The organism is Mycolicibacterium komossense (genome assembly GCF_025822605.1).
Taxonomy (GTDB): Bacteria; Actinomycetota; Actinomycetes; order Mycobacteriales; family Mycobacteriaceae; genus Mycobacterium; species Mycobacterium komossense.
In genome coordinates, this window is sequence record NZ_JACKTY010000031.1 from 114,307 (window position 1) to 131,095 (window position 16,789).

Here is a 16,789-nt window from a genome sequence, read left to right on the forward strand (position 1 = left end):
GACAGCGGCGTGTTTGTACCCACAAGCGGCGCACAGGAAACCTGACAGCCGGCCACCAACACTTTTTCAGCACATCAGACCGGGTTGAGGATGGGCCCGCTCAGTCCTGGTCGTCGGGCCCGGGTGCCTCGACCAGCAGCGACATCCCGTGATGTGCCGGCATTTCGACGGTAAAGCTGTGTAGGTCGTCAACCGAGGCAAAAGTCTTGCCGGTGAACATATCTGATACTTGGGCCCGCGGCGGCAGATGTTCCGAGCGCACCGTGCCCGCGATATCCTCGTTGGCGAAGTTGAGCACGGTGAGCTGATGCTGGCCGACCGTTTCCAGCTCGTGCACCAGCACCAGCATGCCGCGATGGGATACTTCAGGGATATCGACCTGGCGGCTGGTGGCGATGCCGTAGTGCGAGCGGACACGCAAGATCGCCTGCAGCTGCCGCAGGAAGCTGGTCTCATCGGCGAGCTGCGCGGGAATCGAACCGTAAAGGCTTCTACCCCTCGGCATTCCGGCCATCGACCGGGTAGCCCGGTCGTTGACACCCATCAGGTCGTGACCGGCGCGATGAATCCACCTGGTGTCACCTTCGCGCAGCAGGTCTGCCACTTGGTCGGGCGGCAGGGTCAGCATGCCGCAGATGTCCCAGCCGGACAGCGCGAAGACACCGGGCTGCAGCGCGTTGAACATCGCCAGCAGCAGATGCGCCCGCCGGATCGGGTCGATATCGAAGGACTCGTCGACACTGTCCAAATCGGTGATACCCAAGGCCGCGGTGATGACCGTCGCGGTGGTGGAGGCGATGCCGTTGGTGGTGAAAACCTGGTTGTACGGCGCGTTCGGCCCGGTCAGCACTTCGGTCAGATCGGCGCGGACGGAGGCGCCCAACTCTTCACCGGTGATGTCTTGACCCTTGTAGGTGAAGATGTCGTCGCGGTGCCCGGTCGACCAGTGCACCAGCTCATAGGTGAGTTCGTCATGGTTCTGCAGCGCATGCACCAGTGACGCGGGATCGACGCCGAGCTCAATGGAGGTCCGCAGAGTCAGACGCAGGAACTCGGTGTCGCCGGTCGCCAGGGCATGCTGGTAGGCGGGCCGGTTGATGAAGTCATAAGACAGATCCGCCCCGGCCTCCCCGGTCTGCCTGATGTCGTCGATCGTGAGGTTGAGCTCCTGGAAGGTGAACCCGCCCACCTTGCGGACCATGCTGGCAATCAGGTGATTGGCCGCTTCCGACAGCGGGTGGCCCTCGGACCACGCCGGATTATCTTCTGCCGTACTCTTTTCCACCCCGAGGAAGCCGTTGGCGTCCAGCCGCAGCGCCCCGGTACCCAGGTCGGTCAGCGAGTGCAGCGCATCGCCGATGACCAGCCGCATACCGGCGAACGAGGGGTCCAGCCAGTTGATCGAGGGCTGACCCTCCTTGAAATAATGCAGATACACCCAGCGCCGTTCCACCCCGTCCACACCGACGACGGGACGAGTGGCACTCCAGTTGGTTTCCTTGACCCCTTCGGCATAGAAGATGACCCGCTGCAGGCGGCCGATGATGTAGCCCGCCTTGTCCAGCCACTCCTCGGTCGCGACGTCGATATTGACCGAGTCCGCACCCGCCGGGACCTGGGGCAGCTCGTCCCAGTCCCTGGGGTCGATCTCAACCATGTGGTAGATCCCCGGGTAGTCGGCGTATTTCATCTCGGCCAACCGGAAGTCGGCGCCCTTGCCGGTGTGGCCGGGAACGACGTCGTCGATGATGGTGCCGCCGTACCAACTGGCGGTCCCGCACATCTTGCGGAACTCGTCCTCGGTGCCGAACGCGGGATCGATCTGAGTGGAGATCCGGTCGAAGTGCCCGTCCACGCTCGGGGTGTACTGCCAGCCCGAAATACCGCCGGCTCGCTTGACCGGGCCGGTGTGAATGGCCTCGATGCCGATATAGGCGAAGGCCTTCCACATCTCCTCGTCGGCCATGGCGTGCAGGAAGGACTCGTCGGGGCGGGTGATCAGCGAGAGCGGATACGCGGTGAACCACACCGATGCCGCCGTGACCGCGGCCCGGGGGCTCGGATTGGCGAAGGGGTTCTGCCACATCGAGCCCTGACCGGAGAACTGCTGACTGATGTCGTTGGCATCGGCCAACATCGACTGCGCCAGAAGCCATCGCACATAGGCGCCATTCTCGGCGGTCGCCGGGCCGTCCTCGGCCACCGATCGCCGCGCGAACGGCACCTTGACCCGCGGGCGGAATCGCAGCGTGCGGGGACGGGCTGGGTGCAGGTGCTCTTCGTAGGTAATGTCGGTCGGCTCGCGGATCGCGTCATCTTCAGCCGTGTCTTCTGCCTTTTCGGGCATCCGGTCCCTCACTGTTTGCCACTGGATGATGCGTGCTCGGTTAGGTCGACATGTCAACTCGGGGTCAGCCGCCGTCGGGGCTGTATAGCCCGAACGGGCCACCTCGCAAACCGGCGGACCCACCGCCGGTGGTCAGACCACTCTCCCGGTATTCGCGACTTCGCGCCACCGCGCGCCACAGCAGCGACGTGCCATCAGCGAGTCCTGCAGGACCGGGACGTCCGTGGGATGGATTCGGCGGTGGTGAACAAGACGACATCAACACAAGCGTCGACGGTGACCGCACCGTCGCGGTCGGTCCGTCGTGGGCAGGCAACACAACCTGCAAAAACGCTGTGCCCGTGACATATCCGCCCCGGGCACAGCGACGATCAACGAAGAATTACGTCAGCGTGATGAACTGGCCGTTGACCCACATTCCCCACTTGCCGCCCCATCCCGGATCCCACACCACCGGTGTGTTCGGAGACCACACCGGTTGAATGGGCTTCGGCGGTGCCCAGGCCGGCGGCGGCGGGCCGAAATCCTGTTCAGCAGGCAGCGGTGGAGGTGGGGGCGGGTCAGCGCTCGCAGCGCCGCTCAACCCCAGTGCTCCGGCAGCGAACCCGCCGGCGACCGCGGCGGCGGCCAGTGCGGCTTTAATCCTCATCGGTATCGACTCCAACTCTTAGATGTGCTTCGTACTCTAACCGCGGTACTGGGCGACCTGCGCGGCGTACTCGTCGAGCAAGCGCAGCGATTCGTCGCGCTGCACCGATGGCAGCAGCAGGTTCAGCTGACTGAAACCGAGCTCCTCGACGGCGCGCCAGTACTCGGGCTTCACCGGCGTGCCGAACTGGATGAGCGGCACATCGTGTCCGGCGCCGTCGCGGAGCTGCGCAACGCGCTTCGCCAGGTGCGCCCTCGGCTGTGCGTTCGAGATCCAACCGGCCTGGTGCCTGATCACCCGCTTGACGGTGGCATCGGAATCACCACCGATGAAGATCGGCGGGTAGGGCTTCTGCACCGGCTTGGGGCGGGCGTAGGACGGACCGAAATCGACGTATTTGCCGTGGTATTCGGCCGGTTCGTCGGTCCACAGCGCCTTGATCGCCTCGATGCGTTCATCCAGTACGGCGCCGCGGGTCTTCGGATCCGTGCCGTGATCGCGCAGTTCTTCGAGATTCCAGCCGGCGCCGACCCCGAAGACGAACCGGCCACCCGAGACCAGGTCGATACTCGCGGTCTCCTTCGCGGCATGAATCGGATCGCGCTGGATGAGCAGTGCGATTCCGGTGATCAGCTGAATTTTCGAGGTCACCGCGGCGGCCGCGGCAAGTGTGACGAACGGGTCGAGGGTCTTGTAGTAGATGTCCGGCAGGTCACCGCCCATGGGGTACGGCGACTCCCGACTGGCCGGGATGTGGGAATGCTCGGCGATTGTCAGTGCGGCGAAGCCACGCTCCTCGATCCCCCGCCCAAGCGATACCGGGTCGATTCCGTCATCGGTCACGAATGTGGAGATTCCGAACTGCATCAGTACTCCTATCGGTCGGTGTGCAGGCGTAACCAGCCGTTCAGATCAGGCTATTCCCCTGCGGTGCCGGCGGTAAGCGGCAGCGCGACCACAGACGATTCGCGGCGAGGCACTCCTGGACAGAACTAACCCTCAGCGAACAGCGAAGCCAGGAACGGCGTCGAATCCGGCAGAGACGCCAGCACGGTGCCACTGTGATCCTCGTCCGGATAGATCTTGAGAACCACGTCCTGGTTGTTGGCCTTGAGCTGGTCATAGAGCAGCAGCGACGATTTCGCCGGGACATCCCGGTCCAGCAGTCCCGCACCCAGGAAAATCGGCCGGTCGTACCCGTCTACCGGGGTGCCCATGTAGTCGTCGAGCGCCTCGGAGACCCCGGGCAGCGAAGCCAGCGGCGCGACGAAGAACTGCGTCGGCGTCATGCCCGCGAGCTCCTTGTCGAGTTCGGGTTTGCACACCGTCTCGGCGCGGTCGACCGCATGGACACCCGCCTGCGAAAGCACGCTGTCGACGTCGATATCGGGCCGTGCCTCACGGAAGCCGGCCAGGATGTAGGCGGTGTAGCTGTTGGCCGCGGGGCCCAGCTCCGCAGGCAACTCGAGGTCCGGGCCGCCCAACTTCACGACACTTTCGATATTGGCCGGGGTGCCGGTGGCCACCACGCCGCGATAGTCCAACCCGCTGCCCGCGGCGAACTCTGTTGCCCAGCGCGCACTGTTGACGGCAGCCCCGCCACCTTGGGACTGACCGACGATCGCCCACTGCGGCGACAGCGGCAGCCCCATCTGATGCGCGGCGATGACCGAATCGACGACGGCGTGCGCGGTGGCGACACTGTTGAGGTAGCTCATCAGCCCTGGTGTGCCCAGTCCGACATAGTCGGTGCCGACGACGGCGTACCCCTGGTCGAGCCAGTGCGTGAGGTATTCGTTGTCGCGCGGACTGCGCGGCTGCGCCGACGGTGTGCACTCGTCCCCGAGGCCGACGGTGCCATGCGCCCACGCGATGGTCGGCCACCCCTGCGGTGGCGGGGGTGCCTTCGGGGTGAAGACGACGGCGGTGCTCACGGCGGGCTGATCGTGCTGATTCAGCGTCGAGTACAGGATGCGGTACGCCGCGCCGGCACCGGCGACGGACAGCGCCGGATCCAGCGCCACCTGGGTGATCAAGGTGCCGCCCCGCGGCGGCACCGGCTCCGCGTAGGAGCGCGCGTCCAGACCCGACCAGTCCGGCGTCGCGGCCTGCGCGGCGGGCGCGGGCCCGCCGATGCAGCCCAACGCCGCAGCCAACACCATGCCCGCCACCGTCGCCCGTTTCACGGTGCACACCCTAATGCGCGGGCGGGGCCGAAAGATCCTGCGCCACCGCGTGTCTCACAGCATTCTGACAGGGAGTGATCTTCGACATAATCGCCGCTTATCCGGAAGAAAGCCGGGGTAGCAGGGGTTGGTGGTACCCGTGCCAGCCCGGACCCAGTTGACCAGCAGCCGTGACCGTCTCCCCGTGGGGCTGAGTGCCGACTGCGGGCGCTGCTGATGCGCCAGGGCCCGCTCGCCGGACGGTATCCCGCCGTGGCCGCCATGGTCACGCTCGCCTTGATCCCCTACCTCGCGTTATCGGCCGCACTCGACCCGCTGGTCCCGGTGATCTCCGCACAACTGCATATGAGCGCGCAGGCGATGAGTCTGAGTTCGGGCCTGGGCAATGCCGCCTACGCGGTGGGCACGGTGCTGGCGGTCCAGTTCGCCCAGCACCTGCCGCAGCGCCGGATGCTGCTGCTCTATGCCGTAGTGCTCGTGATCGGCTCGGTGCTCGCGGCGTCGGCAGTCAACGCCGGGATGTTCATCAGCGGGCACGTCCTGCAGGGTGCCGCCACCAGCATGCTGTTGATCGCTGCCGCCCCGCCGCTGACCATCGGCTTCCCCAGAGACAAGCTCCGCTACACCGCGGTGATCATGAACATGTGCGTCTTCGGAGCCGTCGCGCTCGGCCCGTTCATCGGCGGCGCGCAAGCCGAGACGCAGACCTGGCGCCCCCTGTTCTGGATCATCGCCGCGATCGCCGTGCTGGCCCTGGTGATGGCCGCCTTGACCTTCGAGGACGCCCCGCCCGCGGATCTGGACGCCCCGCGCGACCTGCCGGCCATCGCTCTCGCCGCCGTCGGTTGCGGCGCCGCCTTCATCGGTGCCGCGCAGCTGACCACCCACGGTTTCGGCGACGCCGCGGTGACCATCCCGATGTTCGGTGGGCTCGCCCTGATCGTCGCGCTGATCGTGTACCAGTTCCTTTCTCCCCGACCGCTGTTGACCGTCCGCACGATGCTCACCAGTGCCATCCCGGTCGCCGGCGTGGGCGTCGCGCTCTTCGCGGCCGCCGCATCGGTCTCGGCGACCGCGCTGACGGCCAACCTGTTGTTGGAGACCTACAACCCCGTGCACGTCGGGTTGCTCTACCTGCCCGAACTCGCGGGCGCCATCGTGATGGCGGTCGTCTTCGGCATCGTCATCACCCGCAAGGCGATGCATTACCTGCCGCTGGTCGGCATGATCCTGCTTGCGGCCGGGATCCTGGTCTTCCGAATCGCGATCCCCGGCAATCAGCCCCTGATCCTGGTGGGCTCCGCCCTGACAGGTCTCGCGCTGGGCGCGACAGTGGCGCCCGCGCTGTTCGTCGCCGGCTTCTCGCTGCAGTCGAACAGCTTGCAGCGGGTGTTCGCGATCATCGAACTACTGCGGGCGGTCGCTGCGTTCATGGTCGCCCCGATCTTCGTGCACTTCGCCGTGACGGCGTCGACCGATCTGCTCTCCGGCACCGGCGACGCGCTCTGGCTGGGCTTCGGCCTGGCGATCGGCGGCGCGGTGTTCGGGATAGCGATCTACGCACTCAGCGGAGCCCGGCCGCAGCGTCCCAACCTTGACGAGTTCCTCGACGGGGACGACCCGGCCTGGTACTCACCGCCGTTGCTGGCCAAACTCCGCCGAGGACTGCCACCCCCCGCCGCGGCGCCAGTGCAGGTCTCGGCCGCCGCGGAGTCGAATGGCCAGGTGTTCACGTCGCCGGTGCTGTTCGCCTACGACGGCTCCGAGCTCGCCGGCTGCGCGATCCGGCAGGCGGCGGCCCAGCTGGCACCCCAGCGTGACGCGCTGGTGGCCTGTGTCTGGCAACCCGTCGACGTCGGATTCACCCCCACCGATTCGCAACATTTCGACGCCGACCGGGCCGGCGAGGTGAAGCGCGCCGCCGAGCGCACCGCAGCCCACGGCGCCGCCCTGGCCGAGAAGGCCGGCTTCCGCGCCCGAAGTGTGGCCGTCGAAGGGGTGCCGACCTGGAAGGGGATCGTCTCGGCGGCCGACGAGCACAACGCGAGCCTGATCGTGCTCGGCCCGCACCGGCGCAACGGCCTGCTCGGGCACCTTCAGGGCAGCGTCGCCGCGGCGGTCGTCGCGCACTCGGCGACTCCCGTCCTCATCGTTCCCGAGCTGCCAGTCGAGCACTGACCGGCCTCCGCCGGGGAACCGCCTCCTGCTGCGCGCTGGCCGGGTGGCGTGGTGGGCCGGTTGATTCACTCCGCAAATTTCAGGGTCCCGGCCCTCCACTATTTGACGCAAAAGTTCGCTCGTGACCAGCGACGGAACGAACTTTCGCTGTGAAGAATGCTTGACATCAGTTGTGAGTGGGTAAATCGCTTAGCGAAAGCGCCCTACACACAGATGTGAGACTGACATGACCCAGACCCGGATGACCCGTCGTTTATCTGTTACTGCAGGTATAGCCGCTGTGCTCGCTCTGACCACGCTGACCGCGGCTTGCGGCGGAAGCGACAGCAGTAAAGATTCCTCGACTTCGTCGACCACCACCACGACAACGACCACCACCACGACGCCGGCCAGCGAGACCACGATGGCGCCAGAGACGACTCCCGCGCCGGGTGAGACCGGTGCACCGGGTGCCGGCGCCGGACCCGGTGGCGCCTCTGCCGGCGTGCCGGGTGCCGGAGCGACCGCAGGACCGGGTGGCGCCACCGCAGGTGCCGGCGGCACCGGCGCCGGTGCCGGACCCGGTGGCGTCACCGCCGGTGTCCCGGGTGCCGGAGCGACCGCAGGACCCGGTGGAGCCGGAGCCTGCGCAGGTGGCGTGTGCGTGGGAACGCCCTAACCGCCATCACCTTCTCGACGAGGACCTCGGTAATCCCGGGGTCCTCGTCGAACTCTGTCACCGCGGAAGTCGACTACCTCGGCGCAGGCGCCAATCGGGACCCGGCGGTCGGCCGGGGCCGGGTCGAACCGACGTCGCGGTCAACCTCCGGATCGTGTTGACTTCCTCGTTCTGATAAGGCTTTCCGTCAGGCAAGAGGAGATCGTGGAACCATTCTTTCGGCGGCAGTAGATACGGGTGATCCCACGAATCCCACGGCAAAAATGTCTGAGTCTTACCGGCTACCAGGCCCCAGTTGTAGGCACCGACGTTGTGGCGGTGCGCAATTGGCACAATGCCCGCCACCGTGCTGCCCAGCGGCCTGGCCATGTATTCGGTACAGATCATCGGCCGCCCCAATGGGGCCAGTTCAGCGATACGCGCCTCGAATCCGGCGGGTTCGGCATAGCTGTGAAAGGTGACGACATCGGAATTGTCGAGCTGAATTGAACTGATGACGCTGCGGCGCCGGGGGTCTGACCATTCTCCCTGCCAGACCGCACTCGTCAGAGGCTGAATGGGATTGACCGTCCTGGCCCACTCGAACACCTGCGGCAGTAACCCGGCGACCAGTTCCGGTTTATCTGGCCGTTCCACCATTCGATAGACGTCTGCCGGATTATCGGGTTCGTTCCAGAGATCCCATCCGAGCACCCGACTGTCACTGCGGAACTGCCGCATCACTCCGAGAACATAGTCGCGCATGGTGGCGATGTAACGGCGGTCACCGAGTCGCTCCGCGCCGGGGCTCTGCACCCAACCGGAGTTGTGTACGCCCGGCCGTGGCGGCGGCTGGGGCCCCAGCCGAGGAAGCGGACTCCAACAGGAGTCGAAGAACACGAACAGGGGCTTGATGCCGTAGCGGGCCGCGCAGCCGACAAACTGCGCCAGCCGGAGTTGGAAGCCCGCCCTATCCTGGGTCCAGAGCTGATCGTGCAGGAAAACCCGTACGGTGTTCAACCCCACCAGGCCGGCTACCCGCAGTTCGGAGTCGATGCGCCGCGGATCCCACGTGCCGGGCTGAAACATCTCAAGTTGGTTGACGGAGTTCGAGGTGATGAAGTTCGCCCCGACGAGCCGGCCTTGAGCCCGATACCAACGGTGGACGCGGTCAGTTGACCACCGACCCGTGTCGGCGGACGCGCGGGGCACCTGCATGAGCACAGCACCCGCGGCCAACAGCGGCGGTATCTTGAGCGCGGTTCGACGTGGCACGAATAAGCCGTTCGGATCCTGCGCGATCTGCTGGGGCTTCCATGTCAATGTGCCATCCTCAATGCTTGGAAAACGTGCTTGGAAAACATGTCTGGGAAACATGCCTGGGAACTGTCGGCCGGTGCCGGCGCAGTACAGCGCCGCATCTCGCATCGGGGCGGCCGGGAGAAACGTCCCCCTGCTCCACTCCCCACGAGCCACGCTACGCGCCGCGGGGCGGCCGCGTCGCCTCCACGGGGGCGTCAATAAGGCATTACGCCTGATGGCACAAGGGAATTCGCATCAGCGATGCATGGCCGACCGGACCGTAGTCAACGCCGACAGAGGGGCACATGTACAGATTCCAAGTAGTTGAGCGTCACGCTGGCCCACTCTGTGAGCAGCTCAACTGGATTCGGCGGCCACCCGGGCTCGCTCCTTCATCGAGGCGATCACTCCGCCGTCGTTGAGGATGTCGGTACCGGTGAGGTAGCCGGCTTTGGGACTGGCGCAGAACGCAAACAGCTCGGCCATCTCCTCGGCCTGACCCCACCGCGGGACCGCGAAGTCCGCGACCATCGCACCGGCGCCGGCCTGTTCTTCCAGCCTGCCCATCTCGGTGTCGACGGATCCCGGGGACACCGACACGATGCGCAAGCCGCTTCCGTTGAACCGTTCCGCCTGCGAGGTGCTGTACCACCTGACAAAGCTCTTGCTCACCGCGTAGGCCATGCCGGGGCGCGCCTCCTCGGGGGCGATACCGCACGCCGACGCCATCTCGGCCAGGAAAGCATCCGCATCGGTCAGCGCCAGTGGGAACTTCCCGGATGGAATGACGCTGTCGGGCAACATATGTGCCGCCATCGAGGCGACATTGACGATTGCGGCGCCCGCGGCCGCGGCGCTGACGAAAGCCTCGTTGACGTTGACTGTGCCGATCGCGTTGGTCCGCATGATGTAGTCGGCATCACCCATGCTCGGGCTCACACCCGCGGTGTGGACCACCGAGGCGATCGTCCCGAGACCGGCGGCGGTCGCCAGCAGATCGTGGACGGCCTGCCGGTCGGTGACGTCACAGCGCACCGGCGTGACGCTGACCCCGAGCTCTGCCAGCGCGGCGGCCGCTGAGTCGAGTCGGTCCCCTCTGACATCGCACAGCACCACCGTGTGGTCTCGGCCGATGATCTTCGCCGTCGCCACACCCATGCCACCCGCACCACCCGTGATCACCGAAACCTGCGCCATATCTGGACCGTATACGCACAGCCACGCCCGTTACGCGTCCGGGACTGGATGTAACAACAGTCGAGGACTTACCCTGGCCAGATGAGCAGCGTGCGGATGCCCGGCGGCGTGGTCCACACGCTGCCGACCGACCTCCGTGCGGCATTGGCCGCCAATGCCACCGCGCTGGCGGCGTGGCAGGACATCACGCCGCTGGCAAGGAACGAGTTCATCTGCTGGGTCGAGGACGCCAAGCAGGCGGCAACCCGGCAGCGTCGCATCCGTCGGACGCAGGAAGAACTGGAAGAGGGTCGGCGCAGGCCCTGCTGCTGGCCCGGATGCAAGCATCGCGAGCGCACCGGCTCGTAGTCCCGTTCTCGTCGCCCCGCTGGCAGGTTCGCGCACTAACGTGCACGACATGCTGCCCGACCAGTATCGCGAATTCTTCATCGCCGGCGCCGGCGCGGCCGCGGCGCTGATCGGCCTGCTGTTCGTCGCAGTCTCGGTGTTCCCCGAGCAGGCACGTCAGGCGACGACGCGGGTGCAGTTCCAATCTCGGGCGTCGGCAGCACTTCTGGTCTTCAGCAACGCGTTGGTGATTTCGTTGAGCGCGTTGGTCCCCGGCGTCAGTCTCGGATGGTGGGCGACGGCGGCCGCGACCAGCGTCCTGTTGTTCGCCGCGGGAGCCGCCCGAACGCTCGCCGGCGACACGGGCGGGAAGCGCCACAGGGGCGAGTCATTGTGGCTGATTGTCGGTCTGTTGCTGATCGGCGGCTTTGAGATGTATGCAGGCATCCGGCTGATCGCCGGGCCCGATCTGGACCCGGTGCGGACGCTGAACTACGTGATCATCGGTGACCTGCTGTACGGAATTTCCAGAGCGTGGCGCCTGGTCGGACTGCACGACACCGGATGGTGGTCGTCGGTGCTGTTGATCGCCGGACACACCTCCGCCAAGACCGGGGAGCCCGAAAGCTGACCGGTTACCGCTAGCGGGTATCGGCGTTGGAGGTCAGCGTCGATGTGCGGCAACCGCAGCTAGAGCAGTCTTTTGAGGCAACCGCTCGAAGACTCCCGAAAGGCACGCCGATGGCAGTCACCGCCGCATCCGACAACACCGCCCGAGGCCGGGGACGCTGGCTCGCCGCGGCGGCCCTGTCCGCCGCGGCCGTCATGGGCCCGCAGGCGACCGCTGTGGCGGCAGCAGCCGTCGATCCGTCCTGCCCTGCTGCCGAAGTGGTCTTTGCCCGCGGAACATTCGAGGCACCCGGTATCGGCGGCACCGGTCAGGCATTCGTCGACGCACTCAACGCCCGGCTCGGCAACGATCCGGTGGCCGTCTACGGCGTGAATTACCCTGCCTCGCTGGACTTTCCGGCCGCTGCAGACGGTGTGGTCGACGCCAGTAACAAGGTCGAGGAGATCGCCGCGACATGCCCGGAGACCAAAATTGTGCTCGGCGGTTACTCCCAGGGCGCGGCGGTGGCGGCGTACACGACCTTTGACGCGGTCCCCGCAGGACTGACGCTGCCGGACGGCACCGGGCCGATGCCCGCGCCCGTCGCCAACCACGTCGCCGCGGTGGTGCTGTTCGGCACGCCGGACAACTGGTTCCTGAATCTGGTCGACCACAACGCGCCGCCGGTCACCGTCGGACATCTCTATGCGAACAAGACGTTGCAGCTCTGCGCGCCCGGCGATCCGGTGTGCTCCCCCGGCGGGCTCGACCGCGCAGCACACAGTTCCTATCAGGACAACGGCATGGCCGACCAGGCCGCCGCCTACGTCGCCACCAAGCTGTCACCGGCGCCCGCGGGGCTTGCGTATGCTCGAAGCGGTGCTGGCCGGGCTGCCGGACCAACCGCTTGAGGGTGGTGAGATCTGCCGTGACGGCGTCGGAGAGGGAATATCCGGCCACCCCGCCTCTGCTGAACCGGTCAAACACCCCCGAAGGAGACCCCCTCATGTCAGATGCCATCGACTTCGACGCGATGAACCGCCAGGTCATCGACGAGTTCCGCAAGACCGGTGGCAAGGCGGGCGGGATGTTCGAGGGGAAACCACTGGTGCTGGTGCACCATGTCGGCGCCAAGTCGGGCGTGGAACGCATTGCGCCGCTGGTGCCGCTGCTGGACTCGGATCGCATCTACATTTTCGCGAGCAAGGGTGGCGCCGATACCAATCCCGACTGGTACCACAATCTGGTCGCCAACCCCGACACCGTCGCGGAGCTGGCCACCGAGAAGTTTCCGGTAACCGTTCGTGTGCTTGCCGGTGATGAGCGCGACGACGTCTACGCCAAGCAGGCCGCCGTAGAACCCCAGTTCGCCGAATACCAGCGCAAGACCAGCCGGCTGATTCCCGTCCTGGAGCTGCAGCGCCGCGCGGGCCGACGCTGATCCGTGCGCAGCCCGGGGGCTCCCGGGAGGCTCAGCCCGCGAACCCGAGCTTCAGATCGTCGTGCCCACGCCGTCGCGCGTCGGCCAGCCGCTGCCACAGGTCCGTTAACTCGACGTCGTTGGCCTGCCGCGGGCGGCGGTGATGGAACCTGCTCTGCTCGTAGCTCGCGGGACAGCGAAACCGGTGCAGCGTCAGGCAGAGCGCGGGCCAGCGCGATTCGAGCAGACTGTCGAGATCGACGACCAACCGGCTGCGCCTGTCGATGGCGTACCGGTTGCCGTCGAACGTCGCCGACGTCGACTTCATGGTGGCGTCGAACAGATGCCAGCCGCCGTTGACGGTCCGCAGCCACACGGTGTCGACATCGCAGTGTCGACAGGGCGCGACGACGGACGGGGCGCTGCTGCTGTGTTGCATGCGCCAAACGCTACGAGTCGGGTCCGACAAAACCCGGCCAGACGCGCCGTGGCGGACCTCAGGTTGCGCTGTCTCCCGCGTCCGAATGCAGCAGTTCCCGGACGGCGGTGCGCGATCCGTACGGCCGCAGCATTCTGCTGGCCGGCCGCGGGCGCACATTCAACGGCCACCAGAACCAGCGGCCCAGCATCGCTGCCAGGGACGGCGTCATGAACGACCGAACGATCAAGGTGTCGAACAGCAGGCCGAGGCCGATCGTCGTACCGATCTGACCGAGCACGACCAGGTCGCTGAAGATGAACGACGACATGGTGGCCGCGAAGACCAGGCCGGCCGCGGTGACCACCCCGCCGGTACCACCCATCGCGCGGATGATGCCGGTCTTCAACCCAGCCCCGATCTCCTCCTGGAATCTCGATATCAGCAGTAGGTTGTAATCCGCCCCGACCGCCAACAGCAGGATGATCGCCAGCGGGACCACGATCCAGTACAGCTCTATACCGAAGATGTACTGCCACACCAGAACTGACAGTCCGATGGATGCGCCCAGTGAGAGCGCCACCGTACCGACGATGACGAAAGCCGCCACCAGACTTCGGGTGATGAAGATCATGATGAGCAGGATGAGTGCCATCGCGGCGATCGCGACGATCATCAGGTCGTACTTCGCCCCGTCCTGGATGTCCTTGTAAGTGGCCGCTGTCCCGGCGACGTAGATCTCCGCATCCGACAGTGGAGTGGCCTTGATGGCGTCGAACGCAGCGTCCTTGATGGCATCGATATGCGAAATACCTTCGGGCGTAGCGGGCTTACCCTCGTGCGTGATGATCATCCTGGCGGCCTTGCCGTCGGGTGAGAGGAACAGCTTCAGACCGCGCTGGAAGTCGGGGTTGTCGAACGCTTCCGGCGGCAGGTAGAACGAATCGTCGTTCTTGGCGTCGTCGAAGGCCTGTCCCATCGCCGTCGAGTTCTTCAGCGCGTCCTGGCTCTGCGTATTCGTACCGGAGGTGGTGGCGTAGTTGTTCAGGATGAGATCGCGGTTGCGCTGTTGAATCTCGATCTGCGGCGGCAACAGCGCCAGCAGCTGCGGTTGGAGCGCGTCGAGTTTGTCCAGACTTGCCGTGATGGCTCCGAATTGATCTGTCAGCGCATCGATTCCGTCAAGGGAGTCGAATACCGACCGCAACGCGTTGCACATCGGAATATCGAAGCAATGCGGCTCCCAGTAGAAGTAGTTGCGCAGCGGCCGGAACTGGTCGTCGAAGTTGGAGATCTTGTCCCGCAGGTCTTTCACGATCGTCACCGTGTCGTGGAAGGCTTGGGTCTGCTCATGCGTGGCATCGGAGCTCTGCTTCTGCAGTGCCAGCTGTTGTTGCAGAATGCCGATGGTGTTGTTGATCTCGTCAGCCTGTTTCAGCAGATCCTTGGCGCGGTCCTGCTGATAGCTGAGGTTCATGATCTGGCTCGAGCTCTGCGCGCTGATCTGAAATGGGATGGAGCTATGCGTGATTGGCGTACCCAGCGGCCGGGTGATCGACTGCACCAGCGCGATACCCTTGGTGTGCAGAACGGCTTTGGCGACACGTTCGAGCACCAGCATATCCGCCGGGTTGCGCATATCGTGATCAGTCTCGATCATCAACAGTTCCGGGTTCAGCCGGGCTTCGGAGAAATGACGCTCAGCGGCGGTGTAGCCGATATTGGCGGGCGCCGAGTCCGGTAGGTAGGGACGCCCGTCATAGCTGGTCTTGTATCCCGGCAGAGCGAGCAGTCCGATAAGGGCGATCCCGCACGAGACCACCAGGATGGGGCCGGGCCACCGCACGATGGCGGCGCCGGTACGGCGCCAACCATGGGCGCGCACTTTGCGTTTCGGCTCCAGGAGCCCGAACTTGCTGGCGATCAGCAGTACGGCCGGCCCCAGCGTCAGTGCTGCCACCAGAGTCACGAGTACGCCGAGGGCAGCTGGGATGCCGAGGGTCTGGAAGTACGGCAACCGGGTGAAGTACAGGCACGCCACCGCTCCGGCGATGGTCAGCCCCGAGCCGACGATGACATGCACGGTCCCGCGAAACATGTCGTAATAGGCCGCTTCTCGTTCCATGCCCTTGTTACGAGCCTCGTGATAGCGGCCGACCACGAAGATCGCGTAGTCGGTACCTGCAGCAATCGCCAACAGCGTCAACAGGTTCGTCGAATAGGTGGACAGTCCGATGAACCCGTAGTTGGCCAGCACGGCGACAACACCACGGGCGGCAGCCAACTCGACGGCAACCACCAGCAGCATGATGAGCATGGTGAGAAACGATCGGTAGACGATCAGGAGCATCACCGCGATCACCAGGAAGGTGATGGCCGTGACCTCATGCGTACCCTCGCTGCCGACTTCGAAGTTATCGGTGATCAGCGGCGCCGCGCCGGTGACGTAGGCTTTGACCCCGGCAGGTGGGTCGCTCTTCTCCACGATCTCGCGGATGGAATCGACCGACTCATTGGACAACGCCTCACCCTGGTTGCCTCGCAGGTAGACCTGCACCAGGGCGGCCTTGCCGTCCTTACTTTGTGAGCCGCCCGCCGTCAGCGGGTCACCCCAGAAGTCCTGGACGTGCTCGACATGCTTGGTATCCGCGTTGAGCTTTTTCACCAGGGTGTCGTAGTACGCGTGGGCGTCAGCACCGAGGGGCTTGTCGCCTTCGAGCACGATCATGGCCGCGCTGTCGGAATCGAATTCACCGAACTTCTGTCCGATGTGCCTCATGGCCATGATCGACGGCGAATCGGCGGCGTTCATGGACACCGATCGCTCGGCGCCGACGATTTCCAGCTGGGGCGAAATGACATTGGTCAACGCTGCGACGGCGACCCACACGAGCACGATGGGCAGGGCCAGCCGCTGGATGAGTCGGGCCGCCCGGGAACGCTGGGCCTGCGGTGCCTCGCTGTGCTGGCTCATGCGGACTTGTCCAAGCAGTTGATGTAGCCGTTCACGTTGTTGGTGGACCTTTCGTCCTTGACGACATCGTTGGCGGTGATGCGGCAGCCGATCGAATCGCCGTCGCCCTGGGCGCGCAGATCCACGAAGAGCGTCGGATCGTTCGTGGTCAGCTGGTGCGACCACGGCAGGGGTACGTCGTCGACGCGCTGAGGCTGGGCGCGTTCGTCGAGCCAGTTGATGGTCGCCGTGGAGCCCGGACTGCCGAAGACTTCGAGCAGTACCCGCTTGGGGTGGTAGCCGGTGTTCTCCAGCGCATCGGCGGCGGGCCGCGACACCGCATTGTCAGAACCGAAGATTCCGTGCAACCGGTACACACTGAAGGACACGACCGCGACCACGACGACCGCCACGATGATCGTCCAGCGCCGTCTGACCAGACCCCCGACCGAAACCCTGCTCACCCGAACGCCTCTCGAAAGTCTGGCTACCACTCTGCCTGAGAGTGGGCTGAGACGAAACGGTACGGTACCGTACGGAGCGCCGCAACCGCCCAGACGTCTTG

The 16,789-nt window shown here is 65.6% G+C and carries 15 protein-coding genes; 6 read left to right on the forward strand and 9 right to left on the reverse strand.

Going from position 1 to position 16,789, the window contains the following annotated elements; genetic code table 11:
* Window positions 1–100: 100 nt before the first annotated feature.
* The 4 genes from treS to H7J73_RS18420 all read right to left on the reverse strand — a co-directional run bounded on the left by treS (window position 101) and on the right by H7J73_RS18420 (window position 5,158).
* Entirely contained in the window at window positions 101–2,347 is a 2,247-nt protein-coding gene (treS, locus tag H7J73_RS18405) for a maltose alpha-D-glucosyltransferase (protein ID WP_264068994.1), read from the reverse strand.
* A gap of 382 nt (window positions 2,348–2,729) precedes the next feature.
* Window positions 2,730–2,996, reverse strand: a complete 267-nt coding sequence (locus tag H7J73_RS18410) for a hypothetical protein (RefSeq protein ID WP_264068995.1) — start codon at window positions 2,994–2,996, stop codon at window positions 2,730–2,732.
* Window positions 2,997–3,032: 36 nt separating this feature from the next.
* Entirely contained in the window at window positions 3,033–3,863 is an 831-nt protein-coding gene (locus tag H7J73_RS18415; RefSeq protein ID WP_264068996.1) for an LLM class F420-dependent oxidoreductase, read from the reverse strand.
* 125 nt (window positions 3,864–3,988) lie between these two features.
* Window positions 3,989–5,158 carry an alpha/beta hydrolase family protein gene (locus H7J73_RS18420; RefSeq protein WP_264069286.1) on the reverse strand — a complete coding sequence of 390 codons (1,170 nt, stop codon included), beginning with the start codon at window positions 5,156–5,158 and terminating at the stop codon, window positions 3,989–3,991.
* 240 nt (window positions 5,159–5,398) lie between these two features.
* On the opposite strand from H7J73_RS18420, the gene H7J73_RS18425 reads away from it, so the two are divergent.
* Both H7J73_RS18425 and H7J73_RS18430 read left to right on the forward strand, forming a co-directional pair.
* The gene (locus H7J73_RS18425; RefSeq protein ID WP_264068997.1) at window positions 5,399–7,360 is read left to right on the forward strand and encodes an MFS transporter; all 1,962 of its coding nucleotides are present in this window, start codon (window positions 5,399–5,401) and stop codon (window positions 7,358–7,360) included.
* 280 nt (window positions 7,361–7,640) lie between these two features.
* Window positions 7,641–8,018 (forward strand): hypothetical protein, encoded by a 378-nt coding sequence (locus H7J73_RS18430; protein WP_264068998.1) that lies wholly within the window; start codon window positions 7,641–7,643, stop codon window positions 8,016–8,018.
* Window positions 8,019–8,075: 57 nt separating this feature from the next.
* Here the strand turns inward: H7J73_RS18430 and H7J73_RS18435 are convergent, their stop codons facing one another.
* Both H7J73_RS18435 and H7J73_RS18440 read right to left on the reverse strand, forming a co-directional pair.
* Window positions 8,076–9,215 (reverse strand): glycoside hydrolase 5 family protein, encoded by a 1,140-nt coding sequence (locus H7J73_RS18435; RefSeq protein ID WP_435405535.1) that lies wholly within the window; start codon window positions 9,213–9,215, stop codon window positions 8,076–8,078.
* Window positions 9,216–9,656: 441 nt separating this feature from the next.
* Window positions 9,657–10,496, reverse strand: coding sequence for an SDR family oxidoreductase (locus H7J73_RS18440; protein WP_264068999.1), 840 nt, complete (start codon window positions 10,494–10,496; stop codon window positions 9,657–9,659).
* Window positions 10,497–10,577: 81 nt separating this feature from the next.
* Here H7J73_RS18440 and H7J73_RS18445 point away from each other — a divergent pair, with 81 nt between their 5' ends.
* The 4 genes from H7J73_RS18445 (at window position 10,578) to H7J73_RS18460 (ending at window position 12,874) form a co-directional block, all read left to right on the forward strand.
* Window positions 10,578–10,844 carry a YdeI/OmpD-associated family protein gene (locus H7J73_RS18445; RefSeq protein ID WP_264069002.1) on the forward strand — a complete coding sequence of 89 codons (267 nt, stop codon included), beginning with the start codon at window positions 10,578–10,580 and terminating at the stop codon, window positions 10,842–10,844.
* A 49-nt stretch (window positions 10,845–10,893) separates the two neighbouring features.
* Entirely contained in the window at window positions 10,894–11,454 is a 561-nt protein-coding gene (locus H7J73_RS18450; RefSeq protein WP_264069004.1) for a hypothetical protein, read from the forward strand.
* 110 nt (window positions 11,455–11,564) lie between these two features.
* The gene (locus tag H7J73_RS18455; RefSeq protein WP_435405527.1) at window positions 11,565–12,344 is read left to right on the forward strand and encodes a cutinase family protein; all 780 of its coding nucleotides are present in this window, start codon (window positions 11,565–11,567) and stop codon (window positions 12,342–12,344) included.
* A gap of 95 nt (window positions 12,345–12,439) precedes the next feature.
* A complete protein-coding gene (locus H7J73_RS18460) occupies window positions 12,440–12,874 on the forward strand; it encodes a nitroreductase/quinone reductase family protein (RefSeq protein ID WP_264069005.1) in 435 nt (144 codons plus the stop codon).
* Window positions 12,875–12,905: 31 nt separating this feature from the next.
* Here the strand turns inward: H7J73_RS18460 and H7J73_RS18465 are convergent, their stop codons facing one another.
* From H7J73_RS18465 to H7J73_RS18475, 3 genes are read right to left on the reverse strand one after another with little or no spacing between them, the layout of a single operon-like run.
* Window positions 12,906–13,292, reverse strand: coding sequence for a hypothetical protein (locus tag H7J73_RS18465; protein ID WP_264069007.1), 387 nt, complete (start codon window positions 13,290–13,292; stop codon window positions 12,906–12,908).
* A gap of 58 nt (window positions 13,293–13,350) precedes the next feature.
* Window positions 13,351–16,245, reverse strand: a complete 2,895-nt coding sequence (locus tag H7J73_RS18470) for an MMPL/RND family transporter (RefSeq protein WP_264069008.1) — start codon at window positions 16,243–16,245, stop codon at window positions 13,351–13,353.
* A complete protein-coding gene (locus H7J73_RS18475; protein ID WP_264069009.1) occupies window positions 16,242–16,688 on the reverse strand; it encodes an MmpS family transport accessory protein in 447 nt (148 codons plus the stop codon). The genes H7J73_RS18470 and H7J73_RS18475 overlap by 4 nt, the downstream gene beginning before the upstream one ends.
* Window positions 16,689–16,789 lie beyond the last annotated feature (101 nt).